Source organism: Candidatus Palauibacter irciniicola (genome assembly GCF_965208695.1).
Classification (GTDB): Bacteria; Gemmatimonadota; Gemmatimonadetes; order Palauibacterales; family Palauibacteraceae; genus Palauibacter; species Palauibacter irciniicola.
In genome coordinates this window covers 1,418,352-1,440,715 of sequence record NZ_OZ242352.1, presented here as the reverse complement: position 1 = coordinate 1,440,715, position 22,364 = coordinate 1,418,352, and the positions used below count along the sequence as shown (strand labels likewise).

Annotated in this window: 17 protein-coding genes; 16 read left to right on the top strand and 1 reads right to left on the bottom strand. The window is 70.1% G+C overall.

The genetic code is table 11. From position 1 onward, the window contains the following. Positions 1–187 precede the first annotated feature (187 nt). The 7 genes from ACOGI9_RS06190 to ACOGI9_RS06160 all read left to right on the top strand — a co-directional run bounded on the left by ACOGI9_RS06190 (position 188) and on the right by ACOGI9_RS06160 (position 13,007). Entirely contained in the window at positions 188–1,450 is a 1,263-nt protein-coding gene (locus tag ACOGI9_RS06190; protein WP_419858995.1) for an efflux RND transporter periplasmic adaptor subunit, read from the top strand. Then, positions 1,447–2,844: a TolC family protein gene (locus ACOGI9_RS06185; protein ID WP_419858994.1), complete on the top strand. Its 1,398-nt coding sequence runs from the start codon at positions 1,447–1,449 to the stop codon at positions 2,842–2,844. The genes ACOGI9_RS06190 and ACOGI9_RS06185 overlap by 4 nt, the downstream gene beginning before the upstream one ends. A 31-nt stretch (positions 2,845–2,875) precedes the next feature. Further along, positions 2,876–6,283 (top strand): efflux RND transporter permease subunit, encoded by a 3,408-nt coding sequence (locus tag ACOGI9_RS06180; protein WP_419858993.1) that lies wholly within the window; start codon positions 2,876–2,878, stop codon positions 6,281–6,283. Next, on the top strand, positions 6,280–9,384 hold the full coding sequence (locus ACOGI9_RS06175; protein ID WP_419858992.1) for an efflux RND transporter permease subunit: 3,105 nt from the start codon (positions 6,280–6,282) through the stop codon (positions 9,382–9,384). Before ACOGI9_RS06180 ends, ACOGI9_RS06175 begins: the two co-directional genes overlap by 4 nt. Before the next feature lie 212 nt (positions 9,385–9,596). Continuing rightward, entirely contained in the window at positions 9,597–10,145 is a 549-nt protein-coding gene (locus ACOGI9_RS06170; RefSeq protein ID WP_419858991.1) for a peptidylprolyl isomerase, read from the top strand. Positions 10,146–10,194: 49 nt separating this feature from the next. Beyond that, positions 10,195–11,298: a P1 family peptidase gene (locus tag ACOGI9_RS06165; protein ID WP_419858990.1), complete on the top strand. Its 1,104-nt coding sequence runs from the start codon at positions 10,195–10,197 to the stop codon at positions 11,296–11,298. Continuing rightward, positions 11,295–13,007 (top strand): 4Fe-4S dicluster domain-containing protein, encoded by a 1,713-nt coding sequence (locus tag ACOGI9_RS06160; RefSeq protein WP_419858989.1) that lies wholly within the window; start codon positions 11,295–11,297, stop codon positions 13,005–13,007. Before ACOGI9_RS06165 ends, ACOGI9_RS06160 begins: the two co-directional genes overlap by 4 nt. Positions 13,008–13,035: 28 nt before the next feature. Here ACOGI9_RS06160 and ACOGI9_RS06155 read toward each other — a convergent pair whose 3' ends face one another. Beyond that, a complete protein-coding gene (locus tag ACOGI9_RS06155) occupies positions 13,036–14,280 on the bottom strand; it encodes a hypothetical protein (protein WP_419858988.1) in 1,245 nt (414 codons plus the stop codon). 89 nt (positions 14,281–14,369) lie between these two features. Here ACOGI9_RS06155 and ACOGI9_RS06150 point away from each other — a divergent pair, with 89 nt between their 5' ends. The 9 genes from ACOGI9_RS06150 to ACOGI9_RS06110 all read left to right on the top strand — a co-directional run bounded on the left by ACOGI9_RS06150 (position 14,370) and on the right by ACOGI9_RS06110 (position 22,318). Further along, complete coding sequence (locus tag ACOGI9_RS06150) at positions 14,370–15,131, top strand: lysophospholipid acyltransferase family protein (RefSeq protein WP_419858987.1); 762 nt, start codon at positions 14,370–14,372, stop codon at positions 15,129–15,131. A gap of 64 nt (positions 15,132–15,195) precedes the next feature. Continuing rightward, positions 15,196–15,333, top strand: coding sequence for a hypothetical protein (locus tag ACOGI9_RS06145; protein WP_419858986.1), 138 nt, complete (start codon positions 15,196–15,198; stop codon positions 15,331–15,333). A gap of 152 nt (positions 15,334–15,485) precedes the next feature. Further along, a complete protein-coding gene (locus ACOGI9_RS06140) occupies positions 15,486–15,743 on the top strand; it encodes a hypothetical protein (RefSeq protein WP_419858985.1) in 258 nt (85 codons plus the stop codon). 96 nt (positions 15,744–15,839) lie between these two features. Next, positions 15,840–16,964, top strand: coding sequence for a citrate/2-methylcitrate synthase (locus ACOGI9_RS06135; RefSeq protein WP_419858984.1), 1,125 nt, complete (start codon positions 15,840–15,842; stop codon positions 16,962–16,964). A 138-nt stretch (positions 16,965–17,102) separates the two neighbouring features. After that, a complete protein-coding gene (locus ACOGI9_RS06130) occupies positions 17,103–18,548 on the top strand; it encodes a leucyl aminopeptidase (protein ID WP_419858983.1) in 1,446 nt (481 codons plus the stop codon). Next, positions 18,545–20,431: a hypothetical protein gene (locus ACOGI9_RS06125; RefSeq protein ID WP_419858982.1), complete on the top strand. Its 1,887-nt coding sequence runs from the start codon at positions 18,545–18,547 to the stop codon at positions 20,429–20,431. Before ACOGI9_RS06130 ends, ACOGI9_RS06125 begins: the two co-directional genes overlap by 4 nt. Positions 20,432–20,462: 31 nt before the next feature. Next, positions 20,463–21,344 carry a YicC/YloC family endoribonuclease gene (locus tag ACOGI9_RS06120; protein ID WP_419858981.1) on the top strand — a complete coding sequence of 294 codons (882 nt, stop codon included), beginning with the start codon at positions 20,463–20,465 and terminating at the stop codon, positions 21,342–21,344. After that, positions 21,341–21,997 carry a guanylate kinase gene (gene gmk, locus ACOGI9_RS06115; protein ID WP_419858980.1) on the top strand — a complete coding sequence of 219 codons (657 nt, stop codon included), beginning with the start codon at positions 21,341–21,343 and terminating at the stop codon, positions 21,995–21,997. Before ACOGI9_RS06120 ends, gmk begins: the two co-directional genes overlap by 4 nt. Before the next feature lie 99 nt (positions 21,998–22,096). Continuing rightward, a complete protein-coding gene (locus ACOGI9_RS06110) occupies positions 22,097–22,318 on the top strand; it encodes a hypothetical protein (protein WP_310778587.1) in 222 nt (73 codons plus the stop codon). The last annotated feature ends 46 nt before the right edge of the window (positions 22,319–22,364 follow it).

Sequence of the window (22,364 nt, the reverse complement as noted above, 5' to 3'; positions counted from 1 at the left end):
GTCCAGGTTCTCCCGGCAGGGTAGGCGGGCCGGCTCGGGGTGCCGTACAACGGTCGGGACACGTTCCCGTGTCAAAGCCTCGACCTCTGACGGTTGATAGCCGGTTGACAGTCTTTCGATAGATTGAGCTTGCCGCGACCACTCCGACCGGTCGACTACGCGAACCGAACAAAGCGGTGCGAGGCTTATGAAGGCACGTCATTGGGTCACGTTGATCGTCCTGCTCGTCGCGGGCGCGGCCGTCGTCGGCATCTTCATGCGGCTGAACGAGGACGGGGAGGACGAGCCGCAGAGCTTCGGCGACGCCGCGGCGGACTCCGTGGCCGAGGCGGTGCGGGGGACGGCCTCCGCGGCCGCCTTCGCCACGGACATTTTCCTTCCCGTCGAAGGGGCCGTCATCCAGCGCGACACCTTCGTGCTCTGGGTCACCGCGAGCGGACGGGCCGCATCCCTGCGCCGGGCCCCGCTCCATGCGGAAGTCCAGGGGCCGGTGACGGCGGTGCCGGTGCAGGAGGGCGTGCACGTGCGGGCCGGCCAGCTCCTGGCGCGGATCGACCCGACGCTCTACGAACTCCAGGCGCAGCGGGCGGAGGCCGGCGTGGCGCGCGCGCAGGCGGAGTATCTGGACCGGGTGCTCTTCGATGACGAGCTGCCGGACTCGGTCCGGCTGGCCCGCGCCGAGCAGGCCCGCATCCGGGTGAGCCTCCCGGACTACGAGGCGCAACTCGCGGAAGCGCGCTACGAACTGGAAAAGACGCGGATCGTCGCCCCCTTCGCAGGCCTCGTGGCGAACCTCGCCGTCGCGCACGGGAGCCGCGTCAGGACGGGCGATTCGATCGCGACCATCGTCGACCTTTCCGAGATCGACATCGATGCCGAGGTCCTGCATTCCGAACTCCCGCTCGTGGAGGTGGGGCGACAGGCGACGGCGACGTTCCCCGCGCTCCGGGGAGAGATCTTCGAGGGGCGCGTCGTGAGCGTGAACCCGCTGGTCGATCCCGAGACGCAGACGGCGCGCGTCACCGTGCGCCTGTCGAATCCCGAGGCTCGAATCGTGCCGGGCATGCCGGGGAACGTGCGGATCGCCGGCCGTCAACTCGCGGACCGGACGTTCGTGCCGAAGGAAGCGGTGGTCGAGCGGAGCCGGCGGCAGGTGGTGTTCGTGTTCGAGCCGGGAGCCCCGGGCTCGGAGACGGGACGCGCCCAGTGGGAGTACGTGACGCTCGGCCTCGAGAACGACACGCAGGTCGAGATCATCCCCAGTCCGGACGGAGACGACACCTTCGTGCCCGCGGGCGGGGAAGTCGTGCTCGTCGACGGTCACGCCACGCTCACGCACGACGCCCAGGTGCGGATCGAGAACCACGGAGAACTCGTTACGCCGATGGAACCCGCCCCGGACGACACACCGGACAACTCCGCGAGCGGCTCCACGGGCGGTTCGCGGTGAGGCGCGGAGCCGGGGGACGCCGGCCCCGCTTCCGTGAGGCGGCCGCGCTCGCCGCCGTGCTGGCGGCTGCAGGTTTCGCGGCCCCGGCGCCCTCCGTTGCGCAGAATCCGTCGCTCCCGGACACGATCGACATCACGAGGGCGATCCGGGTCGCCCTCAGCGAGAGCCCGGTGCTGCGGATATCCCGGACACAGGCGGATCGGGCGGGCGCCGACCGGTTGGCCGCCTGGGGAGCGTTCCTCCCGACGGCCAGCGTGAACGCCGACCTCGGCCGGTCGAGTTTCTCGCGGACCACGTTCGTCGGCGAGGAGGGGCTGTCGGAGACGCTTCCGGGGGTCCTCACGTCTTCGAGCCAGAACGCGAGGCAGCAACTGGGGATGAGCTGGGTCGTCCTGGATCGCGGACGGCGTTTCTCCGAGATCTCGCGGTCCGCGGCAAATCTTCGCGCCGCGCAGCGATACTACGACGACCGGCAGCGCGAGGTCGTGCTGACGGTGCGCCGCGATTTCCTCGAGGCCCTGCGGCGGCAGGAACTGCTGGAGCTCACGCGAACCCAGATCGCGGACCGGGAACTCGAACTCGAGATCGCCAGCCGGCGGTACGAGATTGCGGCGGTGGAACGAACGGATCTGCTCGCCGCGGAAGGGAACCTGTTGAACGCACGGATTGCCCTCGCCGCCGAGGAAAACCAGTTGCGCGCCGGACTGCGCCAGCTCGTGGTGTCGATGGGACTGTCGCCCGACGCGGGCGACGGCCTCGTGCTCACGGGCGACGACGGCATGCCCGAGGGCATCCCGGACATCGATTTCATCGTTCGGACCGCCGTGACCTCCGACCCCGAGCTGGCGGCGCTCGATGCGGAGCGCGCCGCCGCGGCCGCGTCGTTGTGGACCGCGCGCACCCGCTACCTGCCGCAGGTCAGCGTGAATCTGGGATGGAGCCGCAGCGAGAACTTCGGTCCCGAGGACTCGTTCTGGCAGTTCGACCCGGCCGACACGAGTCACGGTTTCAGTATCACGGCATCCTGGAGCCTCTTCGACGGCTTCCAGCGTGAACGGGAGAACGCCCAGGCGTCTGCCGCCCGGCGGCAGGCCGAGGAGGATCTGCGGCGCCGGCGGCTGGAGATCGAGCGCGATGTGCGGCGTTACGGCGACGACATCTCACAGCTGGCTCAGACGCTGGGTCTGCTCGAGCGCGTGTACGCGATCTCGCGCGAGCGGCTCGAGATGCAACAGGAGCGTTACCGGCTCGGGACCGTGAGCTTCACCGAACTCCAGCAGGCGATCGACGCCGTGCAGAGAGCGGAGACCGATCTGATCCAGCGGCAGTACGACTACCGGATCACGTGGTCCAGTCTCGCCGAGTACCTCGAGAGCGGGCCCGGCACCCCGTGACGAAACTCCGCCGCATGCGAGGCGGCTGACCTTGGCGCTTCCCGACGTTTCGCTTCGGCGGCCGGTGGCGACGGCGATGCTCTATGTGGGCATCGCCGTGCTGGGCGTGGTGTCGTTCCTCCGTCTGCCCATCGATCTCCTGCCGGATGTCGCCTTCCCGACGCTCTCCGTGTGGACGACGTACTCGGATGCGGGGCCCGCGGAGGTCGAGCGCTTCATCACGGAACCCATCGAACAACAGTTGTACTCGATCCCGGGGGCGCGCCGCATCTCGTCGCGATCGCGCGAGGGGCAGTCGCTCGTCCAGCTCCAGTTCGCCTGGGGCACGGACATGGAGTTCGCGACCCTCCACACCCGGGAGAAGCTGGACAATCTGACGGAGAGGCTCCCGGAAGGCTCGGAGCGGCCCACGATCCTGAGATCGGATCCGACGAGCGATCCGATCATGACCCTCGCGGTGAGCGGGGCCGACCTCCGCAGCCTGCGCGATCTCTCCGAGGTCGTCTTCAAGCGCCGCCTGGAGCAGCTGGACGGCGTCTCGCTGGCGGGGCTGACGGGCGGACCCGAGCGGGAGCTGCGGGTCATCGTGGACCCGGAATACCTGGACGTGCACGAGGTCTCGCTCAGCGAGATCTCGAACGCGCTCGACCAGGCGAACTACAATGCGCCCGGCGGCACGATCCAGCGGGGCCGGTTCGAGTACAGCCTGCGCACGCTGGGCCAGTTCCGGGAGGTCGAGGAACTGCTCGACGTCGTCATCGCGCGGCCGCGGGGCGTCGGGGCCCGTCCCGTCCGATTGGTCGATGTCGCCACCGTGGTCGACACGATCGCGGACCTCGAGACGATCGCGCGCTTCAACGGGGAACCCGCGATCGGGCTCCAGGTGTTCAAGGAGGCGGGGACGAACACGGTCCGCGTGGCGGACGGCGTGCGTGAGACGCTGGATCAGTTGCGGGAGGAGTTCTCCGGGATCTCGATCGAGATCGCCTCCAGTCAGGCGGCCTTCATCCGGGACGCGATCTCGAACGTCGTCTCCGCCCTGCTGCTCGGCGGGGCGCTGGCCTTCCTCGTCCTCTTCCTCTTCCTGCGCGATCCGAGGTATCCGCTGGCCATCGGGCTCGCCATCCCGATCTCGGTCATGGCGGCCTTCGCGCTCTGCTACGCGTTCGATGTCAGTCTCAACATCATGTCGCTCGGCGGCCTCGCGCTCGGGGTCGGCCTGCTCGTCGACAACTCCATCGTCGTGCTCGAGAACATCTTCCGGCACCGCGAGGAGTCGGGCGGGAGCGCGCGGGAGTCGGCCGGGCGGGGCGCCCGGGAGGTGGCGGCGGCGATCACGGCGTCGACGCTCACGACGATCGCCGTATTCGGACCGGTGCTGTACGTGGAGGGCGTGGCGGGCGCCCTCTTCGGCGACCTTTCGCTCGCGGTGACGTTCTCCCTCCTCGCCTCGCTGCTCGTGGCGCTCACGCTGCTCCCGGTGCTCGCCGCCCAGGTGGCCCGCGGGAGGCGCGGAGCGGAGACGGCGGGCTTCGATGGCGAGACGTTCCCGTCGGCGCCCGATGCGCCGGAAGCCGAACGGCCGGGGCGCGTGCGCCGGGTCGGCCGAGCCGTGCGGGCGGGCGCCGTCGCGGGCGTGCGAGGCGTCGGGGGCGGGGTCGCCTACGTGGGGCGCTCGGTCAAGCTCACGGGCGTCGATGTCGCGACCGGCGGCGGCAGAGTCCTGGGCCTGCTCTTCGGCCCCTTCCTGCGGGCCTTCGAGCGCGCGTTCCTCCGTTTCGCGGGTCGGTACGAGCGGACGCTCGAGTGGGCCCTGGCGCACCGGCTGGAAGTCCTCTCGATCGCCGTCGTCGCGCTGGCCGGCGCCGTCATGCTCGCCGGATCCCTCCCGCGGGGACTCATGCCGCGCGTGGACGAGCAGCAGTTCTGGGTCGAACTCAACCTCCCCCAGGGGACGCCGATCCGGACGACGGACGAGACGGCGGGCGAGGTGGAGCGGCTCCTGCTCGACATGGCGGACGTCTCGGGCATCTTCACCCGGGTGGGCCGCAGCCGGGGCAGCGAACTCGCGGCGCGCGACCTGACCGGACTCAACAACGCGGCGCTCGACGTCCAGCTCGCCGGGTCGTCCCGGCCGACGAGCGAAGCCATCGCCGAACTGCGGGCGCGGCTCGCGGGGAGCGGGGTGGATCCGGCCTTCGTGACGATCGAGACCGGACGGGCCACATCGCTCGGCAGGGCGCTGGCGATCGGGGAGGCCGACCTCGCGGTGAAGGTGCAGAGCGGGGAACTGGATGAACTCGTGCCGGTCGCCGAGGCGATCGAGACCCGGCTCGAGGGCGTCTCGACGCTGGCCGATGTCCGGCTGGACTTCCTTCGCACGCAGCCGGAACTCGTCATCGAAGTCAATCGGGAGGTGGCGGCCCGTCACCAGATCACCGTGACTTCGGTCGCGACGGCGATCGAGGACTACCTCCGGGGGTCGGAGACGAACAACGCGTACTCGGTATTCGCGGACAAGGTCGACATCCGGGTCACGATCCCGGAGACCGCCCGGCGGGAACTCGACCGGGTGCTCGGGCTTCGGCTGCAGGGCGTGCCGATCGGGGAACTCGTGACGGTCCGGCAGGGGTTCGGTCCGGTCGAAATCCGGCGCGAGGATCAGAACCGCACGATCCAGGTGCTCGCGGACGTGGCCGAGGGCGGACTCCGGACGGCCGTGCGGGAGGTGGAGGCCGCGATCGCGGACATCCCGCGGCCGGCGCTCACGACCGTGCGCGTCGGCGGCGAGAACGAGGAGATGCAGGACAGCTTCCGCTCGCTCACCTTCGCCTTCGCGCTCGCGCTGGCCCTCGTCTTCCTCATCATGGCCGCCCAGTTCGAGTCGCTCGTGCAGCCGCTCGTCGTCCTCACCGCGGTGCCGCTGGCGGCGATCGGGGCGGTGACGGCGCTCTGGATCGCCGGGGACGGCCTCAACGCGATGAGCGGCATCGGGTTCGTGATCCTCATCGGCATTGTCGTCAATGACGCGATCGTCAAGGTCGACTTCATCAACCAGCGGAGACGGGCGGGGCTCGCGAAGCGGGCCGCGATCCTCGAAGCGGGCCGGCTGCGGCTCCGCCCCATCGTGATGACGACCATCACGACCGTGGTCGGGCTCCTCCCGCTCGCCGCCGGGCTCGGGGCCGGGGCCGACCTCCGCGCCCCGCTGGCCGTCGCGGTGATCGGCGGCCTCATCTCCGCGACCTTCCTCACGCTCATCGTCGTGCCGGTCGTATATTCGGTCCTCGTCGAGCCCTCCGTGTCCGTGGGGCCCGACCCGGGCCCGCGGCCCGAGCGCCGCGACCCGTCCGCGCTCCGGCCGACGCCGGGGTACGGCCTCGGCGGCGGCTCCGGACCGGCGGCTCCGGGCATGGCGAGAGGGAGTGTGGAACCATGATCGATCTGGCCATCCGCCGACCGGTGGCGACCGCCGCGATCTACATCGCGCTCTTCGCGCTCGGCGTGACGAGCTTCCGGCTCATCCCGGTCGAGGACCTGCCCGAGGTCGAGTTCCCCCGTCTCACGGTCACCGCCACCTGGGACGGCGCCTCGCCCGAGGCGCTGGAAGCGTTCGTGACCGCGCCGCTCGAAACCGTCATCCAGCAGGTCGGCGGGGTGGAGAAGGTCGTCTCGGAATCCTCCGCCGATCAGCGCGGGACGGGGTCCAGCGCCCGGATCGAAGTCGAATTCGAGCGCGATACGCGGATGGAGTTCGCCCGCCTCGAGCTCGGCGAACGGATCAACTCGATCCGGGACGAGCTGCCCGAGGGCGTGGTGCCCCTCCTCTCCGAGTACGTCCCGCAGGAATTCGCCGAGGAAGAGGAGCAGCTTCTCACCTTCTCGCTGACCGGCCCCTACACCTTCGCGCGCCTGGGCGAGATCGCCGAGGAGGAGATCGCGCCCTTCGTGCGGGGGTTGCCGGGCGTGTCCGCGGTGGACGTGCGGGGGGCCGAGCGCCGCGAGATCGCGGTCGAGCTCGACCGGGGCCGGCTGGAGGCGCTCGGGCTGCGGCCGGAGGAGGTCAGCCGCCGGATCGTCGAACTCTCAGAGCCGAAGGCTCCGGGGTCGGTCGAACTCGATGGGCGGCAGTTCGCCATCGCCGTGCGCACCCGGGCGCTCGAGGTGTCGGACATCGCGGACATGATCGTCCTCACCCGGCCGGATGGGCCCGTCCGCGTGGGCGATCTGGGGCAGGTGCGCGACCAGACGGAAGACCCGCTGTTCTTCTGGCGCATCAACTCGCAGCCCACGATCTCGATCAGCGTGTACCGCCAGTCGGGCACGAACGTGATCCAGATCGCGGACGACGTGAAGGCCGCGATGACCGAACTGGGTTCGACGCTGCCGGCGGGCGTGGGGCTCGAGTTGCTGCGGGATCAGAGCGAGAACATCCGCGAGCAGCTCACGGAGCTCCGGCTCCGCGCCATCGCCGCCGCCATCGTGATCTTCATCGTGCTCACGCTCTTCCTGCGGTCGCTCGGCGCCGTCCTCGTCGTGTTCGCGACGATCGGATTCAGCGTCCTGACGGCGGTGAACTTCCTCTACATCGGCGGATTCTCGCTGAACCTGCTCACGCTGTGGGGGCTCGCGTGGGGGTTCGGCCTCGTCGTCGACAACGGCATCGTCGTGCTCGAAAACGTGGAGCGTCACCGTAGGGCGGGGGCGGGCCCATCCGATGCCGCGAGCCGCGGGGCGCGCCAGGTCGTCCTGCCCGTGCTCGCCGCAACGCTGACGACCGCGATCGTGCTCGTCCCCTTCCTCTTCCTGCAGGGAGAGCTGCGGGTCTACTACCTGCCGCTCACGTTCGCCGTGGGCTTCTCGATCATCGCGAGCCTCTTCGTGGCGTTCACCTTCGTCCCGGCGCTCGCCTCGCGCGTCTCCCGCATGCGGGATTCCGCCGGGGCCGTGGTCGATTCGGCCCTGACGACGGGGGACGCCGCGGCAGCGCCGACCCGACAGTCCGAACCGTTCTACATCGCGGGATACCGGTCGCTCCTCGGGTTCGCGCTTCGGCATCCCGTCCTCGTCGCACTCGTCTGCCTCGGGAGTCTCGCGGGGAGCTGGTACCTGTTCGACGAGCACGTGAGCAGGGGGAGCTACTGGAGCGGATTCGGAGGGGGCGGAAGCGGGATCACGATCACGATCAGCTTCCCGCGCGGCGCGGGGCTGGAACGCACGGACGAACTTGTGCGCTCCTTCGAGGCGAAGCTCGCCACCATCGATGAAGTCGAACGCTTCGAGGCGCAGGTCCGGCCCAACTACGCGTACATGCGCGCGGAATTCCCCGACGAACTCGAGCACACGTCGATCCCGGTGGCCATCAAGGACCAGATGACGGCGTACAGCTACGGGTTCTCGGGCGTCGACGTCTTCGTGCGGGGATACGGTCCCAGTTTCTACGGCGGCGGCTCGAGTCCGCCCAACTACAGCCTGCAGGTGCTCGGGTACAACTACCTGACGGTGCAGGAGATCGCCGAGGAGATCGCGTCGCGTCTGACGCGATTCTCCCGGATCCGCGACGTAGACCCGAACGCGAGCGGCAACTGGTATCAGCGCGACCGGGAATTCGAGTACTACGTGGAGCCGGATCGGGAGGCGCTGGCGGCCTACAACCTCCCGGTGCAGCAGTTGCTCAACTACGTGTCGAGCAACATTCAGGGCCGGCCGGCCGTGAGCCGGATCCGCGTGGGCGGCGAGGAGGTGCAGTACGCCGTAAAGGTGGACGGGTATCGCGAGTTCGACTTCCATGACCTGAGCGATCTGCGCGTGCCGATCTCCTCCCGCGAGGAACTCCGGCTCGCCAACGTCGCGGAGGTGGGGCGCCGGCAGGTCCTGGCCAGCATCCGGCGGGAAGACCAGCAGTACGAGCGGACCGTGGCGTGGGAGTTCCGGGGGCCGGTACGGTTCGGCGATGTCGTCCGCGACGCGGTGGTGGACGCGATGGAACTCCCGCCGGGATACCGGATCGAGAAATCGCGCTACGGGGGCTGGACGACGGAGGAGACGACGCAGATGTGGGTCGTCCTCGCCTTCTCCATCCTCCTCATCTACATGGTGACGGCCGGTCTGTTCGAGTCGCTCCTGGCGCCGTTCGTCGTGCTCTTCTCGCTGCCCTTCGCCCTCATCGGCGTCTTCCTCATCTTCTTCTACACCGATGCGACCTTCACCCGCACCGCGTTCATCGGCACGATCATGATGGGCGGCATCGTGGTGAACAACGCCATCCTTGTGGTCTACCACATCGGCGAGGTGCGCAAACGCATGCCGACGGCGGCGGCGATCGTGCAGGGAACGCTGGAGCGCGTGCGCCCCATCCTCATGACGACGCTCACGACGGTGTTCGGACTCCTGCCGCTCGTCCTCTTCGCCCCCTCCCAGGATCAGAACATCTGGAACGCGCTCGCGCTCGCGACCATCGGCGGGTTGATTTCGAGTACGTTATTCGTGCTCGTCGCAATTCCGGTGGCATATCGTTACATCGTGGCACGCCGTATCTGACGGCACGCCCGCCGGGAGGCCACGGCAACGGTCCGGGGGGCGCACGGGAACACGAAAGCTGACGGGGGTCGAGAATGGCACGGTCGCGTCTGTCCAGGTCCGGTTTCAGGCCGGGTTGGCTGCTCCTCGGGTGTCTGCTGGCGGGGACCGCCTGTGAACCGGGCGGAGGACCGAGCGAATTCCTTCGGGACCCGGGATCGGCAGAGGTGAACATGACGGCTCCGGAGACTTTTCAGGCTCGTTTCGAGACGACGAAGGGCACGTTCGTGGTGGAGGCGCACCGCGAGTGGGCTCCCAACGGCGTGGACCGCTTCTACAACCTGGTGGAGAACGGGTTCTTCGACGACGTGAGGTTCTTCCGCGTGATCGCGGGCTTCATGGCGCAGTTCGGGATCAACGGAGACCCGGCAATCCAGTCCGGGTGGCGGGACGCGAACATCCAGGACGATCCGGTGGTCATGGGGAATACGCGCGGGCGGATAAGCTTCGCGCAGACGTCCATGCCGAACAGCCGCAGTACGCAGCTCTTCATCAACTTCGGCGACAACTCGCGGCTCGATGGGATGGGATTTGCCGCCATCGGCGAGATCATTTCGGGCATGGACGTCGTAGACGCGCTCTACTCCGGGTACGGGGAAGGGGCGCCCGGCGGGAACGGACCGAGCCAGGGGCGTATCCAGGAGGAGGGGAACGTCTACCTTGAGGCGGAGTTCACCGAACTGGACTACATCGAGCGGGCGACCATCAGCAGTGAGAATTAGCCGCGCTGCCAATCTGGCGGGATCTGCGGCGGCGCTCGTTCTCGCGGCGATGACGGTGTTGCCGCCCGCGGACGCCACCGGCCAGGAGGCGCGGCCGGCCGGCGCGGAGCGGCCGCGGGCACGTGAGGCGGGCGTCCTCATCGGGCGCCTGCCGACGGGGCCGCTGAATGCGATCACGGACGTGCCCGGGGTGCGCGTGGGCCACCGCACGGTGTGGGTGGGCGACTCGATCCGCACGGGGGTCACGGCGATTCTCCCGCACGGGGACAACGTGTTCGAGCGGCGGGTGCGGGCGGCGATCGCGGTCGGCAACGGGTTCGGGAAGCTGGTGGGGCTGAGCCAGGTCAACGAACTCGGCGAACTCGAGACGCCGATCCTCCTCACCGGGACGCTGAGCGTGTTCCGCGCGGCGGACGCGCTCCTCGATACCCTCCTTTCGCTCCCGGCGAACCGCGACGTGCGCTCGATGAACCCGGTCGTCGGCGAGACGAACGACGGGTACCTGAGCGACATCCGCGTCCGCCCGATCCGGCCCGAGCACGTGCGCGAGGCGCTGCGGACGGCGGCGGGCGGCCCGGTGGAGGAGGGAACGGTCGGGGCGGGGACGGGGACGATCGCCTTCGGCTGGAAGGGCGGCATCGGGACCTCGTCCCGGCGGGTCGAGATCGGCGGGCGGGTCGTGAATGTCGGCGTGCTCGTGCAGAGCAACTTCGGGGGTTCGCTGCGCATCGACGGCGTGCGCGTGGGAGAGAAGCTCGCGGCGGCCGGCCTGCGCGGCGCCCGCGACCAGGGAGATGGCGACGGGTCCGTGATGATCGTGATCGCGACGGACCTGCCGCTGGCCCACCGCGAACTCGACCGGGTGGCCGATCGCTCGTTCATGGGGCTCGCCCGCACGGGATCGTACATGTCGCACGGCTCCGGAGACTACGCGATCGCCTTCTCGACGGGGGAGGGGGAGGCCGTTCGAGGCGGCGGCGCGCTGTCGCGCGTGTTCGAGGCGGTGGTCGAGGCGACGGACGAAGCCGTCATCAACTCCCTGTTCAGGGCGACATCCGTCACGGGGCACGGGGGACGGACGATCGAATCGCTCCCGCTCGACCCCACGCTGGAATGGCTCCGCGAGGCGGGGGTCCTCGGGACGCCGCGGTGAAGCCGCTGATTCCCGCTTCCGCGCAGCCACCGCTGCCGCGGGGGCGCCTCATCGTCGAGGAGGATCCCGACCCGGAGGCGGTGCCGCTCGATGTCCTCTTCGTGGGCGGAGGTCCGGCCGGGCTCGCGGGAGCGATCCGGCTGGCGCAACTGGCGGCGCGCGACCGCGCGGAGGGCGGGCCGCTCGCCGACCTCGAGATCGGCGTCCTCGAGAAGTCGGGTGAACTCGGGGAGCACTGCCTCTCCGGGGCCGTCGTGAACCCGGAGGCCTTTCACACGCTCTTCCCGGACCTCGACGAGACGGAGCTTCCCCTGCGGGGCCGCGTGGCGGGCGACCGGGTGCTGCTCCTCACGGAGCGCGGAAGGATCCGGCTCCCGACCCCTCCCTCGATGCGGAACCACGGCCACCACGTGGCCTCCATCTGCGAGGTCGTGCGCTGGCTGGGAGGGCAGGCGGAGGAACTGGGGGTGAACGTGTTCACGGGATTCCCCGCCGATGCGCTCCTCGTGCGCGGTGGGCAGGTGGTGGGCGTCCGCACGACGCCCGCCGGTCTCGACCGGGAAGGGAACCCGGCGGGCGGGTACATGCCGGCGACGGACCTCTCCGCGCGGGTCACCGTCCTCGCCGAAGGAACCCGCGGGCCCCTGAGCCAGGCCTGGCTCGAGCGGGAAGGGGTCGGCTCCGCGAACCCCCAGATCTTCGCGCTCGGCGTCAAGGAACTGTGGGAGGTCGCGCAGCCGCCCGACGCGGTCACGCATACCATGGGCTGGCCGCTGCCGAGGGATGCGTTCGGGGGCAGCTTCATCTACCCCATGGGCGAGAACCTCGTGTCGCTGGGCCTCGTCGTGGGTCTGGACGCGCCCTACGTCGACCTCGATGTGCACGCGCTGCTGCAGCGCTTCAAGCAGCACCCGTTCGTGCGCGAGATCCTGGACGGCGGCGAACTCGTGGAGTGGGGAGCGAAGACGATTCCCGAGGGCGGATACCACGCCATCCCGGATCGGCTGAGCGGGGACGGCCTGCTCATCGCGGGGGATGCCGCGGGACTCGTCGACGTCGCCTCCCTCAAGGGCATCCACTACGCGATGCGCTCGGGCGTCCTCGCGGCGGACGCGATCGGCCGGGCTCTGTCGGACCGGGGCGCAGGGATGGACCAGAGCGATGGGGCGGACGGCGTGGAAGGCGCCGTTCCCGGGGGCCGACTCGCGTCCTACGACGCGGCACTGAGGGAGAGCCTCATCCAGGACCCGCTGTACCGCAACCGGAACCAGCGGCTCGCCTTCAAGTCCGGCTTCTTCGCCGGAGGCGTCAGGGCGGGGCTCATGCAGGTGACGGGCGGGACGTTTCCCGGCGGCCGGATCCCGAGCGAGCCGGACGCGGCGGGCCCTCGTCGCAAGCGGCTGGGGCTCGAGTCCGCGTACGACGGCGAGCACGCCGTCGCCAAGGTCGACGCGGTCTTCCGCTCCGGGAACGCGACCCGGGACGACGTCCCTTCGCACCTGGTGGTGGGTGCGGTGGCCGGAACGGAGGTTTCTCCGGTGATGGCGGAACTGTACGCGAGCCTCTGTCCGGCGGGCGTGTACGAGCGCGACGGGGACCGCCTGGTCGTGAACGCGCCGAACTGCATCGACTGCAAGGCGACGGACGTCCTCGGTCCCCGCTGGACGCCGCGGGAGGGCGGCAGCGGTCCGGCCTACAAGAGGATGTGAGCCTCGCGGGCCGGCCCGGCCTGCCGGATCAGCGTGCTCCGGTCGCGCGCGCGGTGTTCCAGCCGAGCAGCGAGAATGCGTCGGCGACCTGCTCGTACCCCGTCCGCATGAGGAAGGCGGAGTTCTTGCCGAAGCTCTTGGCGCCCAGGATGAAGAAGTCGGGTTCGGGGTTGCGCAGCGTGTCCGGTCCGAGCGCGTCCGCCCCGATACAGCAGTCCGCCGGCGCGTCGTCCGGCGGGCCCTGAGCGGCGAGGAGCGCGGCGGAGACGCCCATCGGGCCGAGGGACGCGTAGCAGGCATGCACCTGGAGCTGGCGATACAGGCCGTCGTCGGGCTCGTAGCCGACGTTCGCCACGACCCGGTCGAAGCGGTCGCGCCGAACGTGCCCATCGACGTCCAGGTCGACCTCGAGCCCCCGCGAATCGGCCTGCCGGACGGCGAGCAGCCGGCTCCTCGAGAGCCACTCGCAACCCGGGGGCGGTTCGGCGGCGATCGCGTTGGCGCGGCGCGTGAGCTTCACCCGCTCCGGGAGCGGATCGTCCGGGATCGCCCGCAGCGGGACGCCGTGCGCCTCGCGACTGGCCCAGGTGAACCGCGTCCCCGGCACGGCCCGGGCCAGCGCCCCGAGGCCGCACGCGGTCGTGGCGGCGGAATGACCGCTTCCGAGGAGCAGCGTGCGCCGCGCGGCATAGCGCCGGCGCTGGGCGCCGAGCACATCGGGGATGCGGTATTCGATCGCGCGCCGCGCGGCCCGCTCGCCGATGGCGGGTGTGCCGGCCGGACCCGCCCAGTTGGGCTGCCCGTACGTCCCCGAGCAGTCGAACACGGCCCGGGCGAACACCTCGGTCTCGGCCCCTTTCTCCTCCACGAGCAGCCGGAAGGGCTCCTCGGCCCGGGCGGCATCGCCGAGCGCCTCGCCCTTCAGCCGGTCCGCCCGGGCGACATCCCGCACGCGCGCGCCCTCGCGGACCTCCACGCCCGACCGCAGGGCCGCGGCCAGGGGCAGCAGATAGTGCGTCCGCAACTCCGCGCCCGTGAGCAGCGCCTCCGCCGCCGGCAGTACGTGCCCCCGGTCGCGCAGGACTTCGATCCCCGCCGGTCCGGCATTCCACTCGAAGGGGGAGAAGAGTCGCAGCCAGCCCCAGGCGCGGACGTGGTCCGCCACCTCGCCCGCCTCGAACAGGACCGTCGCGAGTCCCGCGCGGGCCGCCCGGGCCGCGGCCTCGAGCCCGACCGGCCCTCCTCCGATGATGGCAAGGTCCATCGCTTGCACGCGCGCTGGCTCCAGATCTCCGTGGTTCGCGGGCGTCTCGACCGTCCGGCCTTCCCGCCGATTCCGAGGCAACCTACTCTCAGGCGATAATGGATCGCGAGAACCCGAAACGGGCGAGCGCATCGCCCCCGGACTGGGCCCCGGGCCCCATCACGCGGTGGCTGACGCCGGTCACGCGATGGTTCATTACGAACATCGTGGCGCCCCCCTGCGTCTTCCTCCTCTTCGGTCTACTCAACCGAACGCGGGTCTATGGACGGCGACGCGTCCCCCACCTCCCGAACACGCTCGTCCTCTCGAATCACCAATCGATGATCGACTCGTTTCCGATCGCCTATTACCTGTTCTTTCCCGAAAAGACATTCAGGCCCCACCTCGCGCCCTGGAATGCGGCCGCCGCGGAGAACTTCTTCAGGAACCCGTTTTTCGGCTGGGTGTTCCACCAGTTCCAGTGCATCCCGGTGCGGCGCGGCCGCCGCGACCTCAGCGCGATGATCCGCTCCGCAAACGTGCTTCGAGCCGGAATCCTGACGCTCTTCCCCGAGGGGACGCGCTCACGGAACGGGCGGGTCGGACGCGGGCGGGCCGGCGCGGGTATGGTCATCCTCCAAACCCGCCCGCACGTCGTCCCGATCACGCTGGACGGACTGGATCGCGTCCTTCCCATCGGTTCCCGCCTGCCGCGGATCGGACAGCGGGTTTCGATCTACGTGGGCCGGCCCGTGCGGTACGACGACCTGGCCGCCGAGGGCCGCTCGCGGAAGAACGCGCAACAGATCGTCGACCGGGTCATGGAACGGATCGCCTTCCAGCAGCGCGTCCTCCGCCGCCTGCGCCGCTCCCGGCGCTGACGCGGAGTTTTGCCGCGGCCCGCGAGCGCTGGACATCCGCGGTCCGATCCGACATTCTTCCCCCATGACAATCACACTGTACTACGTCCTCGTGACGATTCTGCTCGGGCTGCTCGTGGGTCTTCTCATGGGTGGCGGTTTCGCGTTCGCATGCCGGCTCCCCGCGCCCGATGCGCCGGACCGGGAGGTCCCGCCGGGCTGACCGAATCCGACCGCATTCGCCGGTCCCTCCGAGACGCGAACTTCTTCCCGATGCCGTGATCGCACGCTATCTTTCTTGGCTGCGATGAATGCGTATCCAGGCCGGAAACGTCCCGTCGCCCGTTCGCGAGCGACGCGTGCCGGCCGCCAGAGGTGGAAATGACAAAGACCTTCCAGGATGACGACGGCCGCCGGTGGAAAGCATGGCTCGCTTCCCGCGAGGTTTTTTGGCCCGACCCGAACGAGAAGGCTCCGCCCGACGATTTCGAGGCGGTCGTGTTCGTCTGTTTCTCCGATCCGTACCAGACCCAGCGGCGGCTTCGGCTCCCGCAGGGTTCGTTCGAGCAGCTCAGTCTCGATGATCTCAAGAAGCACTTCAAGAAGGCAAAACTCGATCCCGCTATCCGATAGCGGTCCGTGGCAAAACCCTGCGTCGGGGCTTTTGCCACGGGCTGCTGACCGCCCGCGCGGAAGCCTCCGCGCCATACCGAAAGGCCTCGTGACAGAATGACCGCCGCCGCCGGGAAAGGACTGGAAGGCGTCGTCGCCTCGCAGACCCACCTCAGCTTCATTGACGGACTCAAAGGCATCCTCGTCTATCGGGGCTACAACATCCACGAACTCGCGCCGAACGTCTCGTTCCCGGAAAGCGTGTTCCTGCTCTGGAACGGGCGGCTGCCCGGGCGTTCGGAACTCGACGAGTTCGAGGCGGCGCTTGCCGCGCAGCGGGCGCTGGATCCGAGAACGATAGACGGGCTGAAGGATCTCCCGGCGGAGACCGTGCCGATGGCCGCGCTGCGGACCGGGGTCTCCCTCGAGGGCGTGTACGATCCGGACGCGGAGGACAACTCGAGGGCGGCGAACCGGCGCAAGGCGGAGCGGCTCGTGGCGCGGACCCCGACGATCATCGCGGCGATACACCGCATTCGGCAGGGGCTGGAGCCGCTGGAGCCCGACCCGTCGCTCTCGCTGTCCGCCGACTTCGTGCGGATGGCGAACGGCGAGCCCGGCACGGAGGAAGCCGTTGATGCGCTCGACCGGACGCTGCTTCTGTACCTCGACCACGGGTTCAACGCGTCGACCTTCGCCTGCCGCGTTATCGCCGCCACCCTCGGGGACATGCACTCGGCCGTGACCGGGGGCGTCGGGGCGCTGAAGGGCGAGCTGCACGGCGGGGCGAACGCGAGGGCCATGCACACGCTGCTCGAGATCGGCGAGACGGAGAACGTCGGACCGTGGCTCGACCGGGCCTTCGCCGAGAAGCGGAAGATCATGGGCTTCGGCCACCGCGTCTACAAGACGGAGGATCCGCGGGCGACGCACCTGCGCGAGATGTCCCGCGTGCTCACGCAGCAGGCGGGTCTCGGGAAGTTCTACGAGATGTCCCGCGCCCTGGAGGACCGGATGATCTCCGAGAAGGGGATCAATCCGAATGTCGACTTCTACTGCGCGACGGTCTACTACGCGCTGGGCATTCCGATCGACCTCTACACGCCGCTCTTCGCGATGGGGCGGATGGGCGGCTGGACGGCGCACGTGATGGAGCAGCACGCCGACAACCGGCTCATTCGGCCGCGTGCGGAGTATGTGGGTGAGATGGACCTGCGCTGGGTGCCGATGGACGAGCGCTGAGCCGAAGTCGCGGAAAGGGCCGGAACCCGCCGCGTCCGGCGCCGGCCAACACGCCAACGGAAGCGGGCCGCAGGCCTTCAGAGGGCTGCCGAGCCCGCTTCTTTCGTTGAGACAAGGGTCGAGACAAGGAAGGTGTCGGTGGAGATACGCTCGGGGATCCCCGTCGAACGGGAACTGGACGCTCTCGTGGTCCCGTGGTTCGATGACGCGGAGTCGACGGGAGAGTGGTGGGAAGGCCCGGCGGCGGCGTGGCTGGAGGGCCACGGCCGCTCCGGGGAAGCGTCGGGCTGGGCGCGGCTCGGGGCGGCGGAGGCGCCGGATGTCTTCGTCGTTCGCCTCGACGCCGGAGCGCGGCCGCGGGCCGAGTCGTGCCGGCGGGCGGCGGGAGCCGGGGTCAGGGCGGCGCGCGAGCGCGGCCTCGGGTCCGTCGGGTTCCGCGTGCCGGAGACGGCGGACGGGACCGTGTGGCAGGCGTCTGCCGAGGGGCTTGCGCTGGGTGACTGGCGTTACGACGGGCTCCGCGATGCGGAAGGCCGCACCGCCGCGCCCGAAGAGCGGGTCCTCATCTCGGGGAGCGAGGCCGACCGCGAGGTCGCGGCCGCCGTGCGGCGGGGCCGTGTGCTCGCCGAGGCGCAGAACGCGACGCGCGAACTCGTGACCCTGCCGGGCAACGTGGCGACCCCGCGCTACCTCGCGGCGGAGGCGGAGCGGCTGGCGGAGGAACACGGCTTCCGGGTCGAGGTGCGGGACCGGGCGCAGCTGGAGGAGGAAGGATTCGGCGGCCTCCTCACCGTGGCCCGAGGGTCCGTCGAGGAGCCGCGCTTCATCGAGATGGAGCACGAGGGGTCGGGCGGCGATCCCGTCATCGTCGTCGGCAAGGGCGTGACCTTCGATGCGGGAGGCATCTCGCTCAAGCCCGCCTCGGGGATGGAGGACATGAAGTACGACATGGCGGGCGCGGCGGCCGTGTTCGGCGTCCTCATCGCGGCGGCGCGCCTCGATATCCCGCAGCGCGTGATCGGCCTCGTGCCCGCGACGGAGAACCTCCCGGCGGGGGATGCGGTGAAGCCGGGCGACGTGATCCGCGGCCTTTCGGGCAAGTCGATCGAGGTCATCAACACGGACGCGGAGGGCCGCCTCATCCTTTCGGACGCCCTGACCTACGCGCAGCGGCTCGATCCGGTGGCGATCGTCGACATGGCCACGCTGACCGGGGCCTGCGTCATCGCCCTCGGCCACCACGCGGTGGCGGTGCTCGCGAACGACGGGGGGATCGCGGACGAGCTGTCGGAGGCCGGCGAGGCGACGGGGGAACGGACGTGGCCCCTGCCGCTGTGGAAGGCGTATCGGGCGCAACTCGACTCCGATATCGCCGACATCAAGAACATCGGCGGTCGCGGCGCGGGCACGATCACCGCGGGCTGGTTCCTGCGCGAGTTCGTGTCGGACGACGTGCCCTGGGCCCACCTCGACATCGCGGGTACGGCGTGGGCGAAGGAGGCCCGCGGCTGGCAGCCGAAGGGAGCCACCGGGGTCGGGGTCCGGCTCGTCCACGAATGGCTGCGCGTCCGCGAGCGAGAGTGACGAAGATCTTCGTCGGCGCCCCGGGCGCCGGCGCAGGGGTTCGCCACGGGCTGCTGGGCGCGCTGCTGCTCGCGGCCGGGGGCGTCTCCGCGGCGCATGCCCAGGACCCGCCCGTCCCGGACAGCCTGCCGCCGGTTTCGGACAGCCTGGAGGTCGTGCCCGATTCCGTCCTCGCCGCGTTCGCCGACAGCCTGCGGCAGCGGGCGCAGAGCTTTCCGGGGCGGCTGACGGGCCTGCGCGGCCCCACGCACGAGATCTTCGACTGCGACCGGGAGTGCGTGCACTCGTCCCCCTCGTTCACCCTCATTGAACTCCTGCTCGAGCACGTTCCGGGCATTACGGGCGTTCGCGGCGAGTTCTACCAGGGGCCGCACCACGTGTTCGACGGCGGCTTCGGACCGGGGCTCGCGACCCTCTACATCGACGGCCGCGAAGTCCTCCCCCTCTCCCGAACCCAGGCGGACCTCCGTCGCGTATCGTTGAACTACGTCGACCGGGTGCGCGTGTATCGCGGCGCGGACGGCCTCGTCATCGACGTCGACCTCATCCGCCACGACGGGGTCCAGGCCTACTCGCGGGTGAGCGGGATCACCGGGGATCCGCGCTCCGAGATCCTCGACGCCGTCTTCGCCAACTCGCTGGGCGGCGCGTCCAACGTCGAAGCCTCCTTCGAGCGGTACGATGTCCGGGACCGGCAGAACGACCAGGACCGCTTCGCGGTGCAGGGCCGCTTCTCGTGGATGCCGCGCTCGAACGATTTCGGGGTTCAGTTCGCGTATCGTTCGGAGACCATCGAGCGCACCGGGCTCGACACGCTCAATTTCTCGCGCCGGGAATTCGTGCTCCGGACGCGGGCGAACCTCGGGGAGCGGGCCCAGGTCGAAGCCTACGGACAGGCCACGAGCTTCACGGATGTCGTCGAAAACCTCCCGGACAGCGTTTCGCCGCCGCAGCGGGGCGCGGATGGCGTCGGCCTGCGGTTCTCGGCCCGGCCCGGCTCGGGAGGGATCTCGATGGGCCTCCGTTTCGCCGGGCGCGACGCCTACGCCTCGCGCCTCGCGGATCTCTCCGCCTGGCAGCCCATCGGCCCCTTCGCGCTCGAGGGTGGGGCGGAACTCGCGAGCTGGAACGAGTTTCCGACGGAGTCCTGGCGGGCGGGGATCGCCTTCCGGGACACGCTCCTGTTTCCGATCGAGTTGCGGGCCTTCACCGCGGAGGGAACCCGGGGCGTCGGCTTCCCGCAGCATCCCGGGCTCGACAGCCTCGGGACAGCGGAATTCCCGCTCGCCGACAGCCTGCGGTTCGATTCCCGCGGCGCCTCCGCGGCCTTCGAGATCGGGCCGTTCAACCTCGGCGGCCGCTACTCGGAGCAGTGGCTGGACCGACAGGTCGGCTTCGGCGCCCCCTTCGACCGGCTCGTCGTCGCGGACTCGGGGGAGGTGGACATCACGTCGCTGGAGGTGCGCTTCGACGGGCCGGTCGTGCCCCTCGGCGTGCTGCTTCGCGGCGTGGAGCCGATCCGCCTCCGCGCTTCGTGGCGAAAGTTCGACTCCCGCGGGGCCGAGACCCTCTTCCTGCCCGACCGCCTGTTCCGCACGGAGCTGTACCTGACCGACACCTTTTTCGATGAGAACCTCCGGATATGGCTGTCCCTGCACATCGACCGCCGCGGGGAGCGGCTGGTCCCCGTCCCCGGCTCGCCCGACCCGGTGATGCTGGAGGCGGACAGCTGGATGGGCGGGCACCTGATGTTCAAGATCGCCGACTTTCGTTTCTTCTGGCGTTTCGGCAACCTGGGGGCGGCTCGACTCGGCGATTTTCAGGGGGCGGGGTTCCCGCGGCAGCTCAACGTATACGGACTTCGTTGGGACTTCTTCAATTGACCGCGCGGGCGCCGCGGCGGGAGAGATCGAAGTGATTCGCAGCATGACCGGCTACGGCTCGGCGACCGTGACGCGGGAGACCGGGACGGTCACCGTCGAAGCGCGCTCCGTGAATTCGCGCGGGCTGAAGGTGGTGGTGAAGGCGCCGCCCGGGGTGGAGCGCTCGGAGGGTGACCTTCGCGCCCTCGCGGAATCCCGCGCGCGCCGCGGCCGCCTGGACCTCTTCGTCCGCGTGGAGGGCACGCCCGAGGCGGGCGGCGCGAGCCTGGACGAGGCGCGCGTGCGGGAGGTGCTCGAGGCGTGCCGACGGCTCCGGGACGACTTCGGGGTGTCCGGCGAACCGGACATGGCTTCGCTGCTGGGCGTGGGCGGGATTTTCCGGAGGGCGGGCGGCGAGGGCGCCGAGTTCGTGCCGGAGACGGACGATGTGAAGCAGGCGGCGGCGGAGGCGCTCGACCTGCTGGTGGAGATGCGGGACCGCGAGGGGGCTCGGCTCGAGGTCGACCTTCGGGGACGGCTGGCGGGGCTCGGGAAGGCCATCGATGGTGCCGAGGCGTTGGCGCCGGAGCGGCTCGAGCGCGAGCGACGCCGGCTCCGTGACGCGGTCGCGGACCTGGCCGGGAAGAGCCTCGATGAGGACCGGTTGCTGCGCGAAATCGCGCTCATCGCCGACCGCTGGGAGATCAGCGAGGAACTCGTGCGGGCCCGGTCGCACGTGGAGGCCTTCGAGGAGTTCCTCGAGGCCCCGGTCGACGAGCCGGTGGGGCGGCGGCTCGGCTTTCTTGTTCAGGAGTTGCAGCGCGAGTTCAACACGCTGGGCGCGAAGGCGAACGACTCCCGAATCTCGAGACTCGTGGTGGAAGCGAAGAACGAGATCGAGCGGCTCCGGGAACAGGTGGAGAACGTCGAGTGAGCCCCGCGGAATCCGGGTCCCGTTCCCTCTTTCCCGTCATTCTCTCCGGACCCTCCGGAGCGGGGAAGACGACGATTCGGGATCGGTTGCTCGCGGGAGCCGGCTCTCCCGGATTCGTGTTCTCGGTCTCGATGACGACGCGGGCGCCGCGCGCGGGCGAACGGGACGGCGTGGACTACCGCTTCGTCTCGCGCAGCCGGTTCGAGGCGCTGGTGGACTCGGGGGCCATGCTCGAATACGCAACGGTCCACGGCGAACGGTACGGTACGCCGAGCGACAACCTCGGCCGCGCGCGGGAAGCGGGCGCCCATCTCCTGCTGGACATCGACGTACAGGGGGCTCGCCAGGTGTGGCAGACCGTCGCGGAAGTTCTCTCCATCTTCATCGTCCCGCCCACCGGCGAGCGGATTGCGCGGCAGCTCAGGGGGCGGGGCAGCGAGAGCGCGGAGCAGCTCCGGCGCCGGCTCGGGAACGCGCGATCGGAGCTGGAGGCCGCGGCGGAGTTCGACCGGCTGGTCGTCAACGACCGCATCGAGGACGCGGTCGACGAGGTGTCGGCGGTGGTGGCGGAGGGACTCGTGCCCGGCCGCCGGCTCGGAGCGGCGGAGTGGCGGTACGTGAGACGCATCATCGGGGAGTTGGATGCCCTGTGACGCATGTGGTAGATTCATGGCTGGGCGCGGTTCGGCGACGGACCGCGGCACGGAATGCGACGAAACCCGCTGGACCGTGAGGGTCGAGGGAGAAATAGAATGAAGGTGTTTACCCCGGACGCCGTGGCGAAGGCGGCGACCAACAAGTATCTGGGCGTGCTCGTCGCCGCGAAGTATGCGCGCGAACTCAACGCCCTCCCGCTCGAACGCTCGCCGTACGGCGCGGAGAAGCTGACCACGGTCGCCGCGGACGCGCTGACCTCGGAGGAGAAGAAGCTGCAATACCGGCTGGTCCGGGCGCGCCCCACCCTGATTCCCTAGCAGCAGCCCGTGGCGAAACCCCTGCCGGACTGCTAGCCCGTGCGGC

Excerpts from the sequence above, each read along its gene's own strand:
- ACOGI9_RS06145 (WP_419858986.1), top strand. The coding sequence starts at position 15,196 with ATGACAATCACACTGTACTACGTCCTCGTGACGATTCTGCTCGGGCTG.
- ACOGI9_RS06190 (WP_419858995.1), top strand. The coding sequence starts at position 188 with ATGAAGGCACGTCATTGGGTCACGTTGATCGTCCTGCTCGTCGCGGGC.
- ACOGI9_RS06165 (WP_419858990.1), top strand. The coding sequence starts at position 10,195 with ATGACGGTGTTGCCGCCCGCGGACGCCACCGGCCAGGAGGCGCGGCCG.
- ACOGI9_RS06135 (WP_419858984.1), top strand. The coding sequence starts at position 15,840 with ATGACCGCCGCCGCCGGGAAAGGACTGGAAGGCGTCGTCGCCTCGCAG.
- ACOGI9_RS06170 (WP_419858991.1), top strand. The coding sequence starts at position 9,597 with ATGACGGCTCCGGAGACTTTTCAGGCTCGTTTCGAGACGACGAAGGGC.
- ACOGI9_RS06150 (WP_419858987.1), top strand. The coding sequence starts at position 14,370 with ATGGATCGCGAGAACCCGAAACGGGCGAGCGCATCGCCCCCGGACTGG.
- ACOGI9_RS06175 (WP_419858992.1), top strand. The coding sequence starts at position 6,280 with ATGATCGATCTGGCCATCCGCCGACCGGTGGCGACCGCCGCGATCTAC.
- ACOGI9_RS06110 (WP_310778587.1), top strand. The coding sequence starts at position 22,097 with ATGAAGGTGTTTACCCCGGACGCCGTGGCGAAGGCGGCGACCAACAAG.